At 37.5% G+C, this 18,343-nt stretch carries 7 protein-coding genes and 1 pseudogene; 1 reads left to right on the plus strand and 7 read right to left on the minus strand.

The annotated features are described in order from the left end of the window. Positions 1-20: 20 nt before the first annotated feature. From QZ379_RS00125 to QZ379_RS00155, 7 genes and pseudogenes are all read right to left on the minus strand, one after another. Positions 21-1,601 carry a sulfatase gene (locus QZ379_RS00125; RefSeq protein WP_291556694.1) on the minus strand — a complete coding sequence of 527 codons (1,581 nt, stop codon included), beginning with the start codon at positions 1,599-1,601 and terminating at the stop codon, positions 21-23. A gap of 140 nt (positions 1,602-1,741) precedes the next feature. Then, positions 1,742-2,239 (minus strand): annotated as a pseudogene (locus tag QZ379_RS00130) (sulfatase-like hydrolase/transferase); the annotation flags it as partial. 80 nt (positions 2,240-2,319) lie between these two features. Beyond that, a complete protein-coding gene (locus tag QZ379_RS00135) occupies positions 2,320-4,599 on the minus strand; it encodes a glycoside hydrolase family 20 protein (protein WP_291556697.1) in 2,280 nt (759 codons plus the stop codon). Positions 4,600-4,632: 33 nt separating this feature from the next. After that, a complete protein-coding gene (locus QZ379_RS00140; RefSeq protein WP_291556954.1) occupies positions 4,633-6,450 on the minus strand; it encodes an alpha-L-fucosidase in 1,818 nt (605 codons plus the stop codon). 271 nt (positions 6,451-6,721) lie between these two features. Then, positions 6,722-8,638 carry a DUF5006 domain-containing protein gene (locus tag QZ379_RS00145; protein ID WP_291556700.1) on the minus strand — a complete coding sequence of 639 codons (1,917 nt, stop codon included), beginning with the start codon at positions 8,636-8,638 and terminating at the stop codon, positions 6,722-6,724. Positions 8,639-8,738: 100 nt separating this feature from the next. After that, the gene (locus QZ379_RS00150) at positions 8,739-10,583 is read right to left on the minus strand and encodes a RagB/SusD family nutrient uptake outer membrane protein (protein ID WP_291556702.1); all 1,845 of its coding nucleotides are present in this window, start codon (positions 10,581-10,583) and stop codon (positions 8,739-8,741) included. Between the two features lie 12 nt (positions 10,584-10,595). Further along, the gene (locus QZ379_RS00155; RefSeq protein ID WP_291556957.1) at positions 10,596-13,883 is read right to left on the minus strand and encodes a TonB-dependent receptor; all 3,288 of its coding nucleotides are present in this window, start codon (positions 13,881-13,883) and stop codon (positions 10,596-10,598) included. 244 nt (positions 13,884-14,127) lie between these two features. Between QZ379_RS00155 and QZ379_RS00160 the strand changes: the two genes are divergently transcribed. Next, positions 14,128-18,069, plus strand: a complete 3,942-nt coding sequence (locus QZ379_RS00160) for an ATP-binding protein (protein WP_291556705.1) — start codon at positions 14,128-14,130, stop codon at positions 18,067-18,069. The last annotated feature ends 274 nt before the right edge of the window (positions 18,070-18,343 follow it).

Here is an 18,343-nt window from a genome sequence, read left to right on the forward strand (position 1 = left end):
AGTTCTTAATTTTTTAATTATTACTTTTTAATTGATAACAGTTTCTCTTCAATTGGGTCTTTATACTGAGCCTGCAATTTTCTTAATTCTTTCATCAAATCTTCAGTAATCTGCTCATATCCCTCTTTACCGTACAAGTTATTCATTTCCTTAGGATCTTCCTGAAGGTCATAAAGTTCCCATACATCTATATCATTATAGAAATGAATAAGTTTATATCTCTCTGTACGTACACCATAATGACGTTTCACCATATGTTCGGCAGGATACTCATAGAAATGATAATAAAGAGATTTACGCCAGTCTGCCGGTTTCTCACCTTTCAGAAGTGGCAGCAATGAAACCCCATGAATATCTTCAGGTATCTCTGCTCCTGCCAAATCAAGGAAAGTAGGCGCATAGTCTATATTCTGTACCATCTGAGGTATGTCACCTTTAGCCTTTGTCTTGAAATCATCAGGAATACGCATTACCAATGGTGTGTGCATTGATTCCTCATACATGAAACGCTTGTCGAACCAACCGTGTTCACCCATATAGAACCCCTGGTCTGAAGTATATACTACCAATGTATTCTTCAACAGGCCTTTCTCTTCCAGATAATCAAGCAGCTGTCCTACATTATCATCAAACGATTTCAACACCTTTGCATAATCACGCATATAACGCTGGTATTTCCACTCTGCAAGTTCCTTTCCCTTAGGATTCTTCTTATAGAACTCATCTATTATAGGTTTATAGAATGCATCATAGGTTTTCCTGTCTTCCGGATCAAGACGGCCTACATACTCTTCATATGTTGATTTCAGGCGGCTGTCCTTGTCAGCCCTGTACATCTTGGTATCATACATTATATCCATATCCTTAAAGATACTCATTTCCTGAGTCTTGGCAGCCTCCCTTCCTTCATAATCATCATAGAAATTATCCGGCATTTCGAAAGTCTTGTCTTCGTAAAGCGACAGATATTTCAACTCCGGCAACCAGTTACGGTGGCAAGCCTTATGATGTACAAACAGACAGAAAGGTTTATCCTTATCCCTCTGGTTCTCCAGCCAGTTGATACTCTTTTCGGTAATGATATTAGTCAGATATCCCTTCTCTACAATAGTATCGTTATTCATCTCTATAAAGCGAGGGTTATAGTAATCACCCTGTCCCGGCAATATCTCCCAATAGTCAAAACCTGTCGGCAGACTTTCAAGATGCCATTTTCCTATAATTGCAGTCTGATATCCGGCTTTCTGCAACAGCTTAGGCATAGTCTGTTGCGAACCGTCGAATATACAGGTAGTATTGTCATAGAAACCGTTCGCGTGACTGTGCTTTCCCGTAAACATACATGCACGGCTCGGTCCACTTAATGAATTGGCTACAAAACTGTTGGTAAACTTGACTCCCTCATTTGCTATTCTGTCAAGATTTGGAGTTTCCACAAAACGATTGTCATAGCAACTCATCATTTGAGCCGTATGATCATCTGTCATAATATAAACAATGTTATATTGTTGCTCCTTTTCTTTTTTCTCGTTTGAGCAGGAAGCTAAAATTGCGGCTGTACCTGCCAGATACAATGGTAATCTGTTATAAAACATATTCATGATAAGAATTTAAAATTAATAATTATGGATTAAAGACTGGTCTTCAATTATAATATTTCATCGGGGAATAGTATCACCTCACCGGTAGCTCTCATTGAAAGACGTTGAGCTTCTCTTCCTTTGAGTGCCCCATTAGGTCCTCCTGCAATATTCACATCAAATCCCATTGTAGAAGGGTCAGCACCCGGAGTAGTTCTTGCCCCGAAGTGTGCCTTTCCGCAATGTATTGTTCTGTAGCCATTATCTTTAAGAATCTGTGGCAGCGGCGTAATGGCTGTTGCATTATTTATCTTTCCATCCTCCTCAGCCGGCTGTATACCGTTGAAATTCCATTCCGGCAACTCTATCACATTGCTTTTACTGTCAGTCTTCTGGTTCAGTTCCAATGTCCAGTTCGTAACACGATGTCTTGAAGCGTTCATTCCCGACATCAGACTACATCTTGTAGGAGAAGATATGGCACAGGCATAGGCCTGAGTGAATTTCACTCCCATTTCAGCCATTCTTTCCATATTAGGTGTATGGAAACGTTTGTTCAGCGGAGTTTGTTCATTGTTATGAAACGGAACGGACGTATCCTGCCATCCCATGTCGTCTACAAGGAACATTATTATGTTTGGCTGACGGTTATTAGCCATACACGAGACCGAAGTAAGAATACCACACGAAACAGCGGTAAGGAAGATTTTTTCCATTGTATAATTATTTAAGTGATTAATCAGAAAACCATTATCTCATCAAATCTATATCTTGACTGCTGTCCTGGTCTGAGATGATTCTCCGGATTCATTCCTGCATCTGTAGCTCTAACACGGATATATCTCACTTTATCACATTTCTCAAAGTCGAATGTTATATTCTCAATATAATTACCCTCCTTGAAGATTTCATCTTTAGAGAATTTACGTTCAGCCACACAAGTGTAATTTTTTCCATCTTCTGACAAATCAATACTTATTGATGAAGGTTTATGTACTCCCATTCCATAGTTTGTAAGGCATCCGATAACAACCTTATCAATAGTATTGGCCTCTTCCAAGTCTACAACAAATGATGATTCATCCTTTGTGTACCATTCTGTCCACTCAAAATCAGACTGTTTAAGACTACCTCTGACACCATTTGTAAGCAATTTGTCTGTTATATTCTTTGATATAACTTTCTTGGCAGTAGCTTTATTCCATCCCAAATCGAGCGTAAGAGTTTTACCCATTTTTCTGTTATTGACAAATGTAGCACTTTTCACCGTACATTCATTCTTCACAGTAAGAAAATCACTATAGATTTCTGAATTTGAGTCAGGTTCTGTTCCATCAATAGTATATCTGACAACAACATCCGGGCGTTCACATTCAAGTTGCAGATTAAGTACACCATTCTCAGCTGAACACTTATGCTGTATATTATACATTGCTTCTGAATATATTACACCCTTGGCATCAAGATGATAAAGATATTTATCAAGCGATTTCACAAAACCGACCCAATCCTTCTTACCTTTGGTTGTCCAGGCCACATCAGCTACGGCCGCAAGACGTGGGAATATCTGATATGTAACATCCTGAGTAGAATTACAGAATTCTGTCCACATAGAGCCTTGAATTCCCATAAGGAGATTTTCATAACCTTCCTCCCAAGAACTCTGAACCGGCTCATACATATAAATATCTTTCAATGTATTGTTACCGAAATATGTAGTAGGTTCAAACCACTGTGGTCCCTGATAACGTATCAGATAAAGCAAGCGTGCCGGTGTCATTATAAACTTATGTCCCAGTTTTGCAGCTTTAAGGGCGGCATTTCCCATTCCCTGCCATCCATAAATAATAGCCCCTTCAGGAATAGTACTATTAGTAAGTTCGTCCCATCCCATTACCGTCTTACCTTTACTCTGCACGTACTTACTCATTCTTGCCATAAAATAGCCTTGCAGTTCTTCTACATGGGTTATTCCTTCTTCCTTCATTCTTGCCTGACACTTAGGACACTTTTCCCAATGTGTTTTCCAAGCCTCATCACCACCAAGATGAATATACTTTGACGGGAACAGTTCTGCTACCTCGTCAACAATACCCTGAAGGAAAGAAAACACTTCTTCATTTCCGGCACAATAAATAATGTCTGCATTAGCCCCGCCGAGCCCCGGCAATACACCTATAAACTTATCAACAGTAGGACAGGCCAAATGAGGATAAGCAGCCAATGCGGCATTTGAATGAGCAGGCATATCTATCTCCGGAATTATTTCAACACATCTCTTTTGCGCATGAGCAATTATCTCTTTCATATCTTCCTGGGTGTAAAATCCTCCTATTGGAGTAGGCTCGCCTGGCAAAGGATTCCTTCTGTCACAAAACAATTCCTGCTTTCTATTAACCCTCCATGCACCAACTTCAGTCAGTTTAGGATATTTCTTTATCTCAAGTCTCCATCCGTTGTCATCCGTAAGATGTAGATGCAACTTATTGAGTTTCAGCATAGACATACAGTCTATCACCTTCATCACGTCCTCTTTAGGCATAAAAAACCTTGAAACATCAAGCATCAGTCCACGATATTCAAAACGAGGACTGTCAGATATTTCCATAAAAGGTATTTCGTCCTTATGCTCCACACCTGCAGCCAAACGTAAAGACTGTAAGGCATAAAAGAATCCGTTTTCCGCACCTGCAACAATAGTTATACCATCGGAATCAACCTTCAGCCTATATGCTTCAGGCTCCATTGTCTTGTCTGTAACAAGGCGTATTGACGCACCTTTCTTTCCGGTCATTTCCAAATTGACACCACTGAAGCCTCTATAATCGGATATAAAAGTTTCAGCTACATTCCTCTGTAACTTATTATCTACATAGATTCCGGCTCCACTATTCAGGGTATATGAACCATTATCTGTCACCAACTGTTCAGGCGCAGGCAATATATTAACGTTCTGCGCCATAGCTCCCCCTAAAGAGGAAACTATGGCGAGAGCTATAGCATAACCTATTTTTTTCATCACAATCATTATTGGGTGATAGTTTTCGTATGTTTATTTTTTAACGCTTACACCTATCTCATTTATATTTACTACAGAAGGAGTTCCATTTACAGAAACGGCATCCAAGCGTATAAATTTAATACCGTCCGCTCCTTCTATAGATACAGTCTGAGGAATAGGATTATTCATTATATTACTGAATTCACTGTCTTTCTTCAATGTCTTCCAGTTTTTGCCATCAGAACTTACAGAGAAAGAATATTTGAAAGCCATATCAGGTTTTGCTTCCGCCTTGGCCGGGGCATAAGTAAATGCAGAAAGTGAAACCTTCTTTCCGAGGTCGATTACAAGCGGTGAATTAGAAACTACCTTCCAACTTTCACGCGGCAAATTGTTCCATTCCTGATTTGCTGCATCATCTGAAAGCGGATTTGCATAATAAGCTGCTACATTGCATATATTGGCAATATTTCTTGAAGCCTTAATAGTGACACGCATTTTCTCAGCCTTAACAGCCGGGAATCTGAACATTCTCTTATAACCTATAGTAGTTCCCTGTGCAACAGTCTTCCATGCTCCGTCAGTGAATACTTCCACATCAACCTCCTCTACTCTCTGTCCCTTAGAGATATCCTCCTGGAGCATTACCACATTAATTTCGGAATTATCTTTTATCACATATTCTTTCTGCTGTCCCTGAGCTGCTTTCCAAAGCTTATTACCATCAATCACCTTATTATCAGCAAAGGCCTCATCAAGATAAGCCCTGAAATCTTTTAGCCTGCTCACATCTGCTTCATTTATAAGTCCTCTTGTGTCAGGAGGAATATTCAGAAGCAACACAGAGTTATAACCTACAGACTGGAAATAAATATCAGTAAGATGCTTCAGGGATTTCACTTTACTGTCCTGATTCTTATGATAGAACCATCCCGGACGGATAGACACATCCACTTCCGAAGGATACCAGAACAATTCCTTTGCTTTAGCAAGAATATCTCTACCCCCAAGGTCTTCAGCCTTACCATATACACCAAGAGCCTTGTTATTCTCGGCTGCACGTGCATACACTCCAGGTGTTAGAACCGTAGCACTCCATTCTGTTTCACGACCAATACCTTTTTCATTACCTACCCAACGCACATCATCCCCCATAATTGCAGTAACAGCCTTAGGCTGGAGAGTACGGATAGTAGAATAGAAAGCATCCCAGTCATAAACCTGTTTCTTACCGTTTGGTCCTTCACCATTTGCACCATCGAACCATACCTCATGCACTTCACCATAGTTGGTAAGAAGTTCTGTAAGCTGTTCTATGAAGAATTTATTATATGCAGGTGAGTCGCCATAGCATTCAGCATTTCTGTCCCATGGTGAAAGATATACTCCAAACTTCATGCCGTATTTATCGCAGGCCTGACGCAATTCCTTCACCACATCCCCCTTACCGTCTTTCCAAGGAGAAGACTCCACGGAATGTTTAGTAGTCTTTGTTGGCCAAAGGCAGAATCCATCATGATGTTTGGCTGTTATAATAACCATCTTGAAGCCCGCATCCTTAAGAGTGCGCACCCACTGTTCTGCATCCAGTTCTGTAGGATTGAACAGAGCCGGATCTTCCTTACCATCACCCCATTCGCGTCCGGTAAATGTATTAATACCGAAATGCAGAAAAGCTGTAAGCTCCATCTTCTGCCATTCAAACTGCTGTGGAGTCGGCACCAGGCGAGAGGCCATATCAATTTTCTGATCAAAAGTTATACCTTCCGGGAACTTTAGATGCTTTGTGTAGTATTCTTCCTGAGTCGCACACGATGAAAATGGAAGAATCAGCGATGATATAGCCAATGAGTATAGTATATTATTCAGTTTCATTTATAGTTAAATTTTAATATCTTACTTTCTTTATTCCTATTCCGAAAGTTTGTATATACGTCGGTTTCAGTGAACGGCAAATGAACACTCCGTGAACGCTAAATGAAGCGTATATGAATATTTCGTTTTATCTGATTTAACTACCGTTTAAATGGTATTTAAACAGTCTTTAAATAGCGTTTAAACTAAACGTATTATACAATTTATAAAGAAAGGCGGGGCACCTGATATATGGATATCACGGCCTCCGCCAAACTGTTATTGATTAATAGAATATTGATTTATTATATGGCATTCCATGATCGCTATATGTATTATCTATATAGAAACGTATCCAGTCAATTTCCATACGAGGAACAGGTGAGTTAGACCAATTATAATTATCAGCACGTACAAGATCTGTAGTCAGATGTTGGAAAGTTGATGCGTCAGGTTCTACCTTATTCAAGAACATCATTGACAAAATATAATATAGTCCTTCAGTATTAACCTGATCTGAGAATGGCCATCTTGTTCCTTTCTGGCTACACTCCTCTTCTGTTAATCTAAGAACTTCTTTTCCATTAATACCCATTGTAACTGTAGAATTATCAATCCATTCCATCCAATAAATATTGAATTCCTCTAATTTATTTTCAAAATTCGGGACTCCATTTGGCGTAGTAGGATTATATGCATCACCCTGTCCTGGACTTTGATGTCCAACATGATATGTCATCTCTACATTATTAGGTAATTTCCTTGAGTTATTCTCCATAACATCAATCTCTCCAAAATCAGGCCACTGGTTCCAAGTAGCATCATTAGATACCTGTTTATTACCTTGTAACCAAATACCAGGAAGCATTCCTGTATTTTTACATCCTCTAATTCTTGCTCTCGTTTCAATACGCATACCAGGATATATTCTTACATTTTGCGGTGCCCATTGTGATGCTGTTGGATTACCTTCTTTATGCTTATTGGCATAAAAAGCAGAAGTTCCAAAGTTTTTTACTTTTCCATGATTACTGGTTCCTTGAATCTTTGTCTGCTCTTTAAGAGTTATCATCCTTAAATATCCTTCATCAGTTACCCATCCATATTTTGAATTATCACAGCCACCGGCAGTCTGTATGGCTTCTGTTGTTTGATCTGCGAAACACATTGGATACCTATCACTTGTATAACCCATTTGTCCTGTCTTTTTTGTTATACATGAAGGGATACAATGAAACTCATAAGCTCTATAAAATTTCCATTTACCTTCCGGCAACACATTTCCGCTGTTTGGATGAGGGTCACCTTCCTTCATTATCTTGTAATAAGTTTGTCCCCATGTCTGTACTGCCTTTTCATTTTTCTCAGAAACGAACATTTGATCAGGATCTTCATACAGATAACGTTCATCACGAACTTCATAAGAATCAAGACCTTTATGCGCATCCGGTCTATTAATCTTAAACTGAGAAGTAGCTAACGGATATTTCTCTGATGCACAATTAAGTATCAATGTCAAAACCTCATCTTCAGTAGTATTTTTATCACTTACCATTGTTATTACCTCACTTTCCACAGAAGTTTCTCCTGCTGGAATAATCATTTCCTCTGGCAGATTATTATATCTATCTCTTTCTCCATCTTTTGGAGATATACTAATAGTCAAATCTTCAGCTGAAGGTGTGTCTATGGTGGCAGTTAGAACAAAAGTTCTTCCTTCACGCACTGTATTATCAGAACTATTCTTAATTGCCAATGTTATATAATGATAATCAGAAACTGTAAATGTTTGTGACGGATTATTCAATTTATAACTGCGAACAAAAGCACTCAATGTAACAAAATGTTGAGAAGAGATACCTTCCTTTATAACAGGTACAGACACTGTTTTTGTTTTTTCACCTTTACTAAAGGTCACATTAGAAGGAAAATTCTCAAATAGAACAGCAGGTTTTTCAATATCTGAACTCTGCAAGCTAAGTTCTATATTGAAATCCTCATTTGATATCTCACTTTTTTCATCTGTTACAGAAAAAGTAATATCCAAGTTATCTCCCATTACCAGATTACTATTGGCAATAGTCATGGTCAAGTCAACAGGTTCTGGTAATGCTCCTACTGTAGCATCATCTTTACAGCCAACCATAAGACCAGCCATAACAATAGCAGAGAAACTCCATATTTGTTTAATACATGTTTTCATCGTTCAATCTTTTTAAGTTTGTTTTATATTGAAGAGACTTAAGCCCCCCAGCATGTCTCTTCAAATAATCACCTCAATAAAACTTATAATCTTTTATTTATTATTCCCAACCTGGATTTTGTTTTAGTTTCTTATTCAAAGCCAATTCATCCGGTGAAATTGGCAACAGATAATCTCTTCCCGGATTAAACTGATAACCATTAGGTAAAAGAGCTTGTAATGGGTCCATCCATTTGTTATTGTCTACCAACACACGCTTTAGGGCATCAGCTGTTTCCTGTACACTTGTATTAAATGATTTATACAAAACGCCATCTTCACCCAAATAAGCACCTTTTCCTCTTTTATTAACAATAAGTTTATGTGCTCCCCAACGCATCAGGTCATCAAATCTAAATCCCTGCAAAGCTAACTCTGAACGACGTTCACGTCTGATTTCCTGAAGGTTTGCAGATATTTCATATCCAAAATCTGAGAAATTAGGATCTTTTCCCATTTCAGATGGTTTAATGTAAGTCACTCCTGCTCTTTCTCTTAATGCCTTTATAGTTTTATTAAGTACATCATCTTTACATTGTTCAAGTTCTTCTGCTGCTTCTGCATAAGCAAGTAATGCCTCTGAATATCTTATAATCGGTAATCCAGTATCCCAGAAAGATGAATTTGTATAAGTAGTATCAACTCCCAAAGTTGTGTGATAACCTGTAATATTTCTCGCATTACCATCTCCTGTCAGATATGGAGAAAGAATCTCTGAATTTGACTTCTTTATCTCGTCTGACTCTCCTGTCTGATATTCTTTTACACACATTGGTCTTGTAATAGTAGCCGACCTGAACTTATGACCTGTACTCATCACTGTTTCTGTAAGACGAGGATCGCGATTCTTGAATGTTTCATTGAAATCCTTATATTTAGTATCGTTCGGATTTATAAAAGTTCCATTAGCATTCAAATAGTTATCGACAAGCGACTGAGACAAGCCGGCAGCACCGTTGTTGTCAACCACACCTGAAGCCAACAATGTAGTCACACTGTGATAAACACCTTCTGCTACAGAATATTTTCTCCAGAAAAGGACTTCAGGAACTTTTGAATAATCCTGCTTGTTAAAAAGATTTGCAAAAGCATCAGCACCAGACTCAGCACCAAAAGGATCATTATCTTTTGTATTAAGTTCAATCCCTGCTTTAAACAGTTCATCACCCCATGCAATTACCTGCTGAAAAAAGTATTTTGACTCATTAGTTTCAGAAGCAAAAGCATCGTTAGCATGATACTTCTCCCAACTACCTTCATATAGAGCTACATTCATTGCTAATACCATAGCAGCCTCTTTATTTATTCTCAGGCCACTGTAAACAGAGCGTGAATGAAGAAGATTTTTTGCATCTTCCAAATCTTTAAGTATAAATCTTGCTACCTCATTACGTGGTTTCTGTTCTATCTGGAGTCCTTCTACAGTTGCATTACCATCCCAAAATGAATCCATAATAGGAATATTACCGAAACGCTTCAACAAATAGAAGTGCCAATATGCTCTAATAAAATGGGCCTCACCTTTCAAAGAACGTATATTATCATTCTCATCAGCCTCATCTATTACATAATAATTAAAGAAATAATTAATGTCACGCAAATTCTGATAACCTGTTGACCATTCTGTTGAACCACTAAATGCTGTGTATTCACCATTAAGTCTTGTATCATATTTCTCAGACAAAATATTATCACTGTTTTTATCTTCGCCTCTAACTCCAATTCCATATTGTGTATAAGAAGGAAGAGCTATATACATACCATTGATATAGCTGCGAACCTGATTCTCTGTAGAAAGATAGGTTTCGTTATTTGGTTCAGTTAATGGCATACGGTCCAGAAAATCCGAACATGACGTAGCAAGCGTTCCGGCTACCATCAACATCATAAATATTGTTTTTTTCATATTGTCAGTTATTTAGAAAGTTAAATCAATACCAAATACAAAATTACGGTTCATAGGATATACCTTAGCATTACCGTTCTGCTTAAGAGGAGTAGTCAGACCTGGAGCAGATTCGTTACTACCACCTGCCCATGTATTAACCTGATTGATTGTTTCAGGGTCAAATGCATCTGGCAGATTGTCTATTGTGAACAAGTTATCACAAGTGAAATATACTTTCAGATTCTCAAGTCCTAATGTCTTAGCAACATTCTTCTGGAATGTATATGATACCATAAGATTCTTCATACGCATGTAAGCAGCATTCATCAAGTATCTTGTTGTATTATATCCGGTATTTACCAACCAGTCTGTATCTCCACCACCTGTAGTTGCATCTGTCAATCGTGGCAGATAACCATTCGGTGTTGTATAAGTGAAATGATCCAAATGATCTTTGAAGTAGTTTCTACCTCCATATAAGTATGTACTTCCAGCCATTGGGAAATCACGTTTTGCTACACCTTGTAAAAGAGTTGATACTTCAAAACCTTTATAACCTACATTTAGATTGATACCAAATGAGTATCTTGGAGTAGTATTACCAATAATTCTCAAGTCTCCATGATCCGCCAAAGTTCCATTTCCCGGGTTAACCTTACCGTCACCATTGACATCTACATACTTAACATCACCTGGCTGCCACTGTGAAGCAGGTTTAAAGAATGAAAGGTCAGTATCTTTTAGATAGTTATCTATCTCCTGATTTGACATAAACAAATCGTCAGCTACATAACCCCAAATATCACCTATATCCATTCCTTCATAATAACCTTTATTACGGTCAAGACCTGTGTGATTATTGTAGATAATACCTTCTGGATTATTATATTCTGTAATTACAGCCTTGTAGTCGAACAAATTGAAACCGATACCATATCTGAATCCGCATTTCAATTCATCCTGCCAGTTTACAGAAAGTTCCCATCCACGGTTACGCAGAGTTGCATTGTTTACCTTTGCACGGTCCTCAGGGATAATACCACTTATTGATGGTATAGCCTCAGCCGGACCAATCATATCACGTGTCATACGCTGATAAATATCAGCTGTAATAGTAAGTCTACTGTCAAACATCGTCAAGTCGACTCCGAGATTGGCATTGTCAACCTTTTCCCAAGTAATGTATGGACTAATCATTTTTGGAGTAAGGGCAACGGTTCCTTTTGAGATTGAGCCATCTGAAGTTCCAGGCAAAAGCCATGCATCCTGATGTGCAGAGTTAAGGATCATTGTTCCAAGATAATCATAGAAACCGGCACCATTCTGATTACCAAGTCGACCATATGACAAACGTACTTTCAACTGCGAAATAGGAGTATTAAGTTTCTGGAAATATTCTGTACGTGCGATATCGTAACCTCCTGAGAATGAAGGGAAGAATCCCCATCTATGTCCGGGTGCAAATCTTGAAGAGCCATCATAACGTCCACTGAATTCAAGGAAATAAACATTCTGGTAATTCCAGTTCAAACGTGTAAAGAATCCCATTGTAGACCAGTGATTACGTGTATCACCAGCATAAAGAACTCCATTTGCATTATTAAATGAGAAAATATCTTCACTCAACATTCCGTCCTTATAAGTAAATCCATTTGAATTTTCCTGAAGTTCCATCTGGTAACCGGCCATTGCTTTAAAGAAATGGTCACCCCACTGATTTGTATAAGAAGAAGATATACTTGGAGATAAATAATAATTAAACAGATTACCTTTTGTATATGAACCAAACTGAGAATTCTTCCATGTCATACCTGGATACTGATATCCCTGCTTACCTCCGGTAATAGTCTTTACAGTACCATTATACAAAGAAGTTTTAGGGAATCCCATCACAAAATCATTATTTTCAACATCCATACGGATTTTCATTTCACCAATAATATCCCATCCTTTAAGAGGAGTTATAGTTGCCGACATAGACATAGCATCAGAGATTCTATTCTGATTATACTTGGTGTTCTGCATATACAGCATTTCATTCCACTCAGGCGTATTATAATTTTCAACAGGAAGTTTTGTCACCTGGGTTGGGTATCTGTCAGCAATTGTTCCATAGAAGATTGTTTGATTTGCCATAGGACGCTTAATCATATTAAGCGACAGGTTATTATTGAAATTAAACTTTAACCAATCGTTTGCATTAAACTGCAATTTGGTATTTACGCTATACTTACTGATATTATCTTCCACGTGATCCATCAAACCGTCCTGGTAAGTATATCCAAGTCCTATATAATAAGTAATCTTATCAGAGCCACCTGATATATTCAAATTATGAGAATGGCGAAGAGCTTTATCTTTAAAATAATAATCAAACCAATCAGTATTAGCATATTGACTATAATATGTTGATGCCCATCCGTCACCAGCCTGATTAGCATCTATACCTGGAAACTCTGCTGAATATGGATTGTTCATAAACCCTTTAAGACGTTCTATTGCTTGAGCAGAGAATAAGGCTGTCTGACCTGTATTGGTTCTCATCTCATTTACATAATTTGCAAACTCCAAAGAATTCATACTTGCTGGAACATTTATCGGAGAACTATAACCAACCGTTCCACGATAAGTGACACGAGCCTTACCACTCTTACCGCTTTTAGTTGTAACCAATACCACACCATAAGCAGCACGAGCGCCATACACAGCCGCTGCAGAAGCATCTTTCAAGACAGAGATACTTTCGATATCTGCCGGATTAACATTCTGCATACTCTGTTCCACACCATCAACAAGCACGTATGGTTCACCACCGTTGATAGAACCGATACCACGGATGTTGAACTTAATCTCAGCACCCATTTCACCACCGACTCCGTCTGCCGCAGCATCTGACGCAAAGTTCAAACCGGCAACATTACCTTGAAGCGCACTTGTAAGGTCTGTTACAGGACGGTTCACGATGGCATCCTGATTGACCGTAGCCACAGCTGCTGTAATAGTATTACGCTTCTGTGTACCCATACCTACCACAACAACTTCTTCCAAAACCTCGCTATCTTCTTTCAAGACGAGATTATTACCAGTAAGTTTACTGATTTTTACTTCAAGAGTACCATAGCCCACATAACTAACTACCAAGGTGGTTCCAACCTTTCCTTGTAAAGAGAAGTTACCGTCCATATCTGTAATGGTACCATCATTAGTTCCTTTAACCATGACAGTAGCACCAATTACGGTCATACCGGTTTCATCGACCACCGTTCCGGTAATAGTTCCGGACTGGGCAAACACTTTTGCAGGGAGCAGCATGCACATTATTAATAGCATGCATAGAAAACTGTACGTTTTGTGTTTTTGCATAACATTAATATTAAATTAAACTATTTTTTGACATCACAAAGTTAGATTTTCGTGTTAAATATATGGTTCAAAAACAGTCAAACTATAGTCCAAAATTAAACAATTGAAGATTTCTGGAGTTTTAAAACGTATTTTTTGAGATTTAATATTATCTTTGTTTTTGTTAATCGAATATTTTAATATGTACCATAAATATAATATGAGACTTCTGAAACTACTGATAATAGCTTTTATACTATTAACTCATAATATAGTTTTAGCGGATAATAATGAAGAGCACTATTACTTCAAACAAATACAATTGTTTGATGACATGACTTCATTCATCAACCAGATTCACATAAATACAGAAAATGGGATATTATGGATTGCCACACCAGAAGGTTTAGTTAGATTCGATGGGAAACTAAGAAAAAGATACTCACACGTCAACAACAATCAAAGTTCAATACCCGGAGAAAACGTCACAAAAATAATAGAGGACAAAAATAATACTATGTGGGTTCTTACATCTGGAGGTATTGCCAAATACTCAGCAGAATACGATAATTTCACAATTCCCCAAATAGACAATAAAAATATAACAGCTTATTCTGCATGTTTGATAGAAAACGGCATATTGTTCGGGGGGAACAATCGGATTTACAAATACAGTTACGATACAAGAAACTTTGAAGAAGTATGCAAATTAGAGACTAAAAGTAATCTAATGTTCAATTCCATTATCAATCTCGGCAATGGTAAGATTCTGTGTGCCAGCAAATGGTATGGACTCATTATGATTGATCTAAATACAGGGTTACAAGTCAAATCAGACTTCGACAACTTTTCCACACACCCGATGGCTTTCATTAAAGACTCAAAAGAAAGGCTATGGTTATCTGACTTCAATCAAGGTCTGAAATGCTTCGACACCAAAGGCAAATTAATACATCACTATACCGTAAATAATTCAGAATTAAGCAATAATATAATTCTTGATATAAAAGAAATTAACAACAATATATGGTTAGGTACAGATGGAGGAGGCATAAATATACTTAATCCAGAAACCGGAGAAATAAAAGTAATGCAACATATCTCAGGCGATGTCCATTCATCACCGGTAAACACTATAACATGCTTATCCGGAAACGGATATGGCAATATATGGGCTGGAAGTACCAGAGGAGGACTGATATACATAAAAAAAGTAAAAATGGTACATTATGGTGAAACTGTATTAGGTCACGACAAAGCACTTAGCCACAAATCCGTATTGACATTATCATATAATAATGGAAGACTCTTATGGATAGGAACAGACGGTGGAGGAATAAACTCGTTCAATATTTCCGATGAAACATTCAGGCACTACGAAACTACTTGGGGAGATCAAGTATCATCTATATGTGATATTTCAGACGATAAAATACTTGCATCGGTATTCTCAAAAGGTATATACTACTTAGATAAATCAAGCGGTAAAAAAACGCCATTAATTATAGAAGATGAGAAACTGAATAATTCATTATTCAATAGCGGAAAATCAGTATTGCTTCGTAAATACAAAAACAGCATTCTCCTGTTAAGTAAAGACTTATACAAATATAATATTGATACACAAAAAATCGACACTATACAATACGAAGGAGGCACACGTAACAATGAAAGCCTTTACTGTTTCTCGGAAGATGACAGAAACCTATATATTAATGACCAACACTCGATATACAAGCTTAAAAAAGATGATGACAAATTATACAGAATCTTATCTGTCCCGTTCAAAATAAAATTCCAGTCCGTTGACAGAGACAAAAACGGAACATTCTGGATTGGAACGAATAACGGACTTCATTCATGGATAGAAGGACAAAAAGAAATGTCACACAAAAACACACCATTGTTCACAAAAGTCAATACTGTAATATGTGACACTTTGGGAAATGTGTGGGTAGGTGCAGAAAAGAGACTATTCGTATATCAACCTATAAGAGATAAAATTATAATGTTTGACGAGTCTGACGGTGTACTGCCAAACGAATATTCAAGGATAGCATGTGCTCATATTTCAGGACACAAGATGTTTATAGGAGGTACAAACGGACTTCTTTATTTAAACACTGATGTTATAAACAAAACACAAATACATGAATCCAATCACAATATATATATAACAGACTTCATTATCAATGGAGAGAATAAAAAATATAATATAAAAAACGGTAAAATCAGTATCCCATGGAACAGTAAGAATATACGTCTTAGAGTAACCGTTAGTGACGGAGACATATTAAGCAACAAACTATATACATATAATATAAACGGTATTATAAGAGAAAGTTTCAACCCTGAAATGTATGTTCCGGTACTTAACCCGGGAACATACCATATCAAACTTACTTGCGATTTTAAAGACGGGAATTATATCAAGGACTATCCGCTTCTGACTTTAATTGTATTACCACCATGGTACAAAACCTGGTGGTTCCTGTCATTATGTATAATATTTTCGTTAGCTGTCATAGTAGGTTCTTTCATGTATTTCATCCGTAAGAAAGAGAACAGAATGAAATGGATAATGAAAGAACACGAGCAAAAGATATATGAAGATAAAGTAAGATTTCTTATCAACATAAGTCACGAGTTGCGAACACCGCTGACTCTTATACATGCGCCATTAAACAGAATATTAAAAAGCCTTGAAAAGGATTCCCCGATATACGAATCACTCCTGAAAATATACAAACAGACAAACAGGATGAAGGAAATAATAAATATGGTCCTTGACATGAGAAGAATGGAAACAGGCTATAATGCACTTGTTCTAAAAGAACAAGACTTCAATTCATGGTTGCAGGATGTATGCACTGATTTTAATGATGAATGTTCTATAAAAAATATAACTCTGACTGTAAATACAGATAACGAAATAGGAAAGTTGTCTTTTGACAAAAACAAATGCACTATTGTAATAACCAATCTGTTATCAAATGCTTTAAAGCATAGTCCGGAAAACACATCAATCACTGTAACTTCCCAACTGAACAAGGAAAGAAACACAGTTAAAGTAACCGTTTCAGACCAAGGAACAGGAATTAAAGACGAAGAGATAAACAGACTATTTGAAAGATTCTACCAAGGCAAGAACGAAAGCGGCGGTAGCGGAATCGGTTTATCCTACGTCAAGGCAATAGTTGAACAACACGGAGGAACAATTGGAGCCTATCAGAACAGTGATAAAGGTGCATCATTCTTTTTTGAAATACCAATACTTAGGGGTAATGAAGAAACACTCGCATGTAAACCTAAAGAATACATAAACGAAATCTTAGGCAATGACAATACAGACAACATAGTATTCGATAACGGCAACGAAGAAATTGAAGACAAAAAAATTCTGTTTATTGACGACAACAGGCAACTTACAGAATTTATGGCTGAAGAAATGAAACATTATTACAAGGAAATAATCACAGCCAACAGCGGTAAAGAGATTCTTGATAAAATCCAGTCCATTAATCCTGACATTATAATAAGTGATGTCATGATGCCGGACATGAACGGATTTGAGCTATGTAAGGCTGTAAAACAAGATATAACCATCAGCCATATACCGGTAATCCTGCTTACTGCTATGGAAGACGAGCAAAGCAAAAGCTATGGATATAAGGTAGGCGCAGACGCATACATGTCAAAACCTTTCCGCACAGAAGAGCTTAAATCGGTTATAAACAGTATAATATACAACAGGAAGAAAGCCAAGGAGCATTATCAAAATTTTGGGATAATGCCGGAACCGACCAACGAAACATTCAGTTTGGCTGACGAAAACTTCCTGAAGAAACTTAATAAAGTAATATTCGACAATATTGACAATCCGGCTCTTGACATCAACCTGATATGTAGCGAAATGGCCATGAGCAGGACATCACTATATACGAAACTGAAAGTCCTTACAGATATGGGTGGAAATGAATACATAAACAAACTCAGAATGGAAAAAGCCATCACACTAATATCTTCAGGACAATACAGCGTAAATGAAATAGCAGCAATGGTAGGTTTCAATACTCCGAGATATTTCAGTACTGCATTCAAGCAATATACCGGACTTACACCTACACAGTTCAAAAGTCAAAACAACGAAGACAAGGAATAGAACAGCGACAAACCGCTGTTCACTGACAGTTCATTTCATGTTCATTCCGTATTCACAGAACGTTCGCTGAACACCCGGTGAACACGGAACGAACATATATTGGAATTCCTAAATAATAAAAAACATTAAAAGAAAGAGAGAAAACTATTCATCTGTTCGTTATTAATAACAAATATTGTTATATTTGCGGACGAAAGTTACATCAATCCCCCCAAATAAGGATGTAACCGCCTCAATAAACCTTATAATCTATAGGGCAGTTCTTTATGCCCGT

It is taken from the genome of Bacteroides sp., from assembly GCF_019417265.1.
In the GTDB taxonomy this organism is placed as follows: domain Bacteria; phylum Bacteroidota; class Bacteroidia; order Bacteroidales; family Bacteroidaceae; genus Phocaeicola.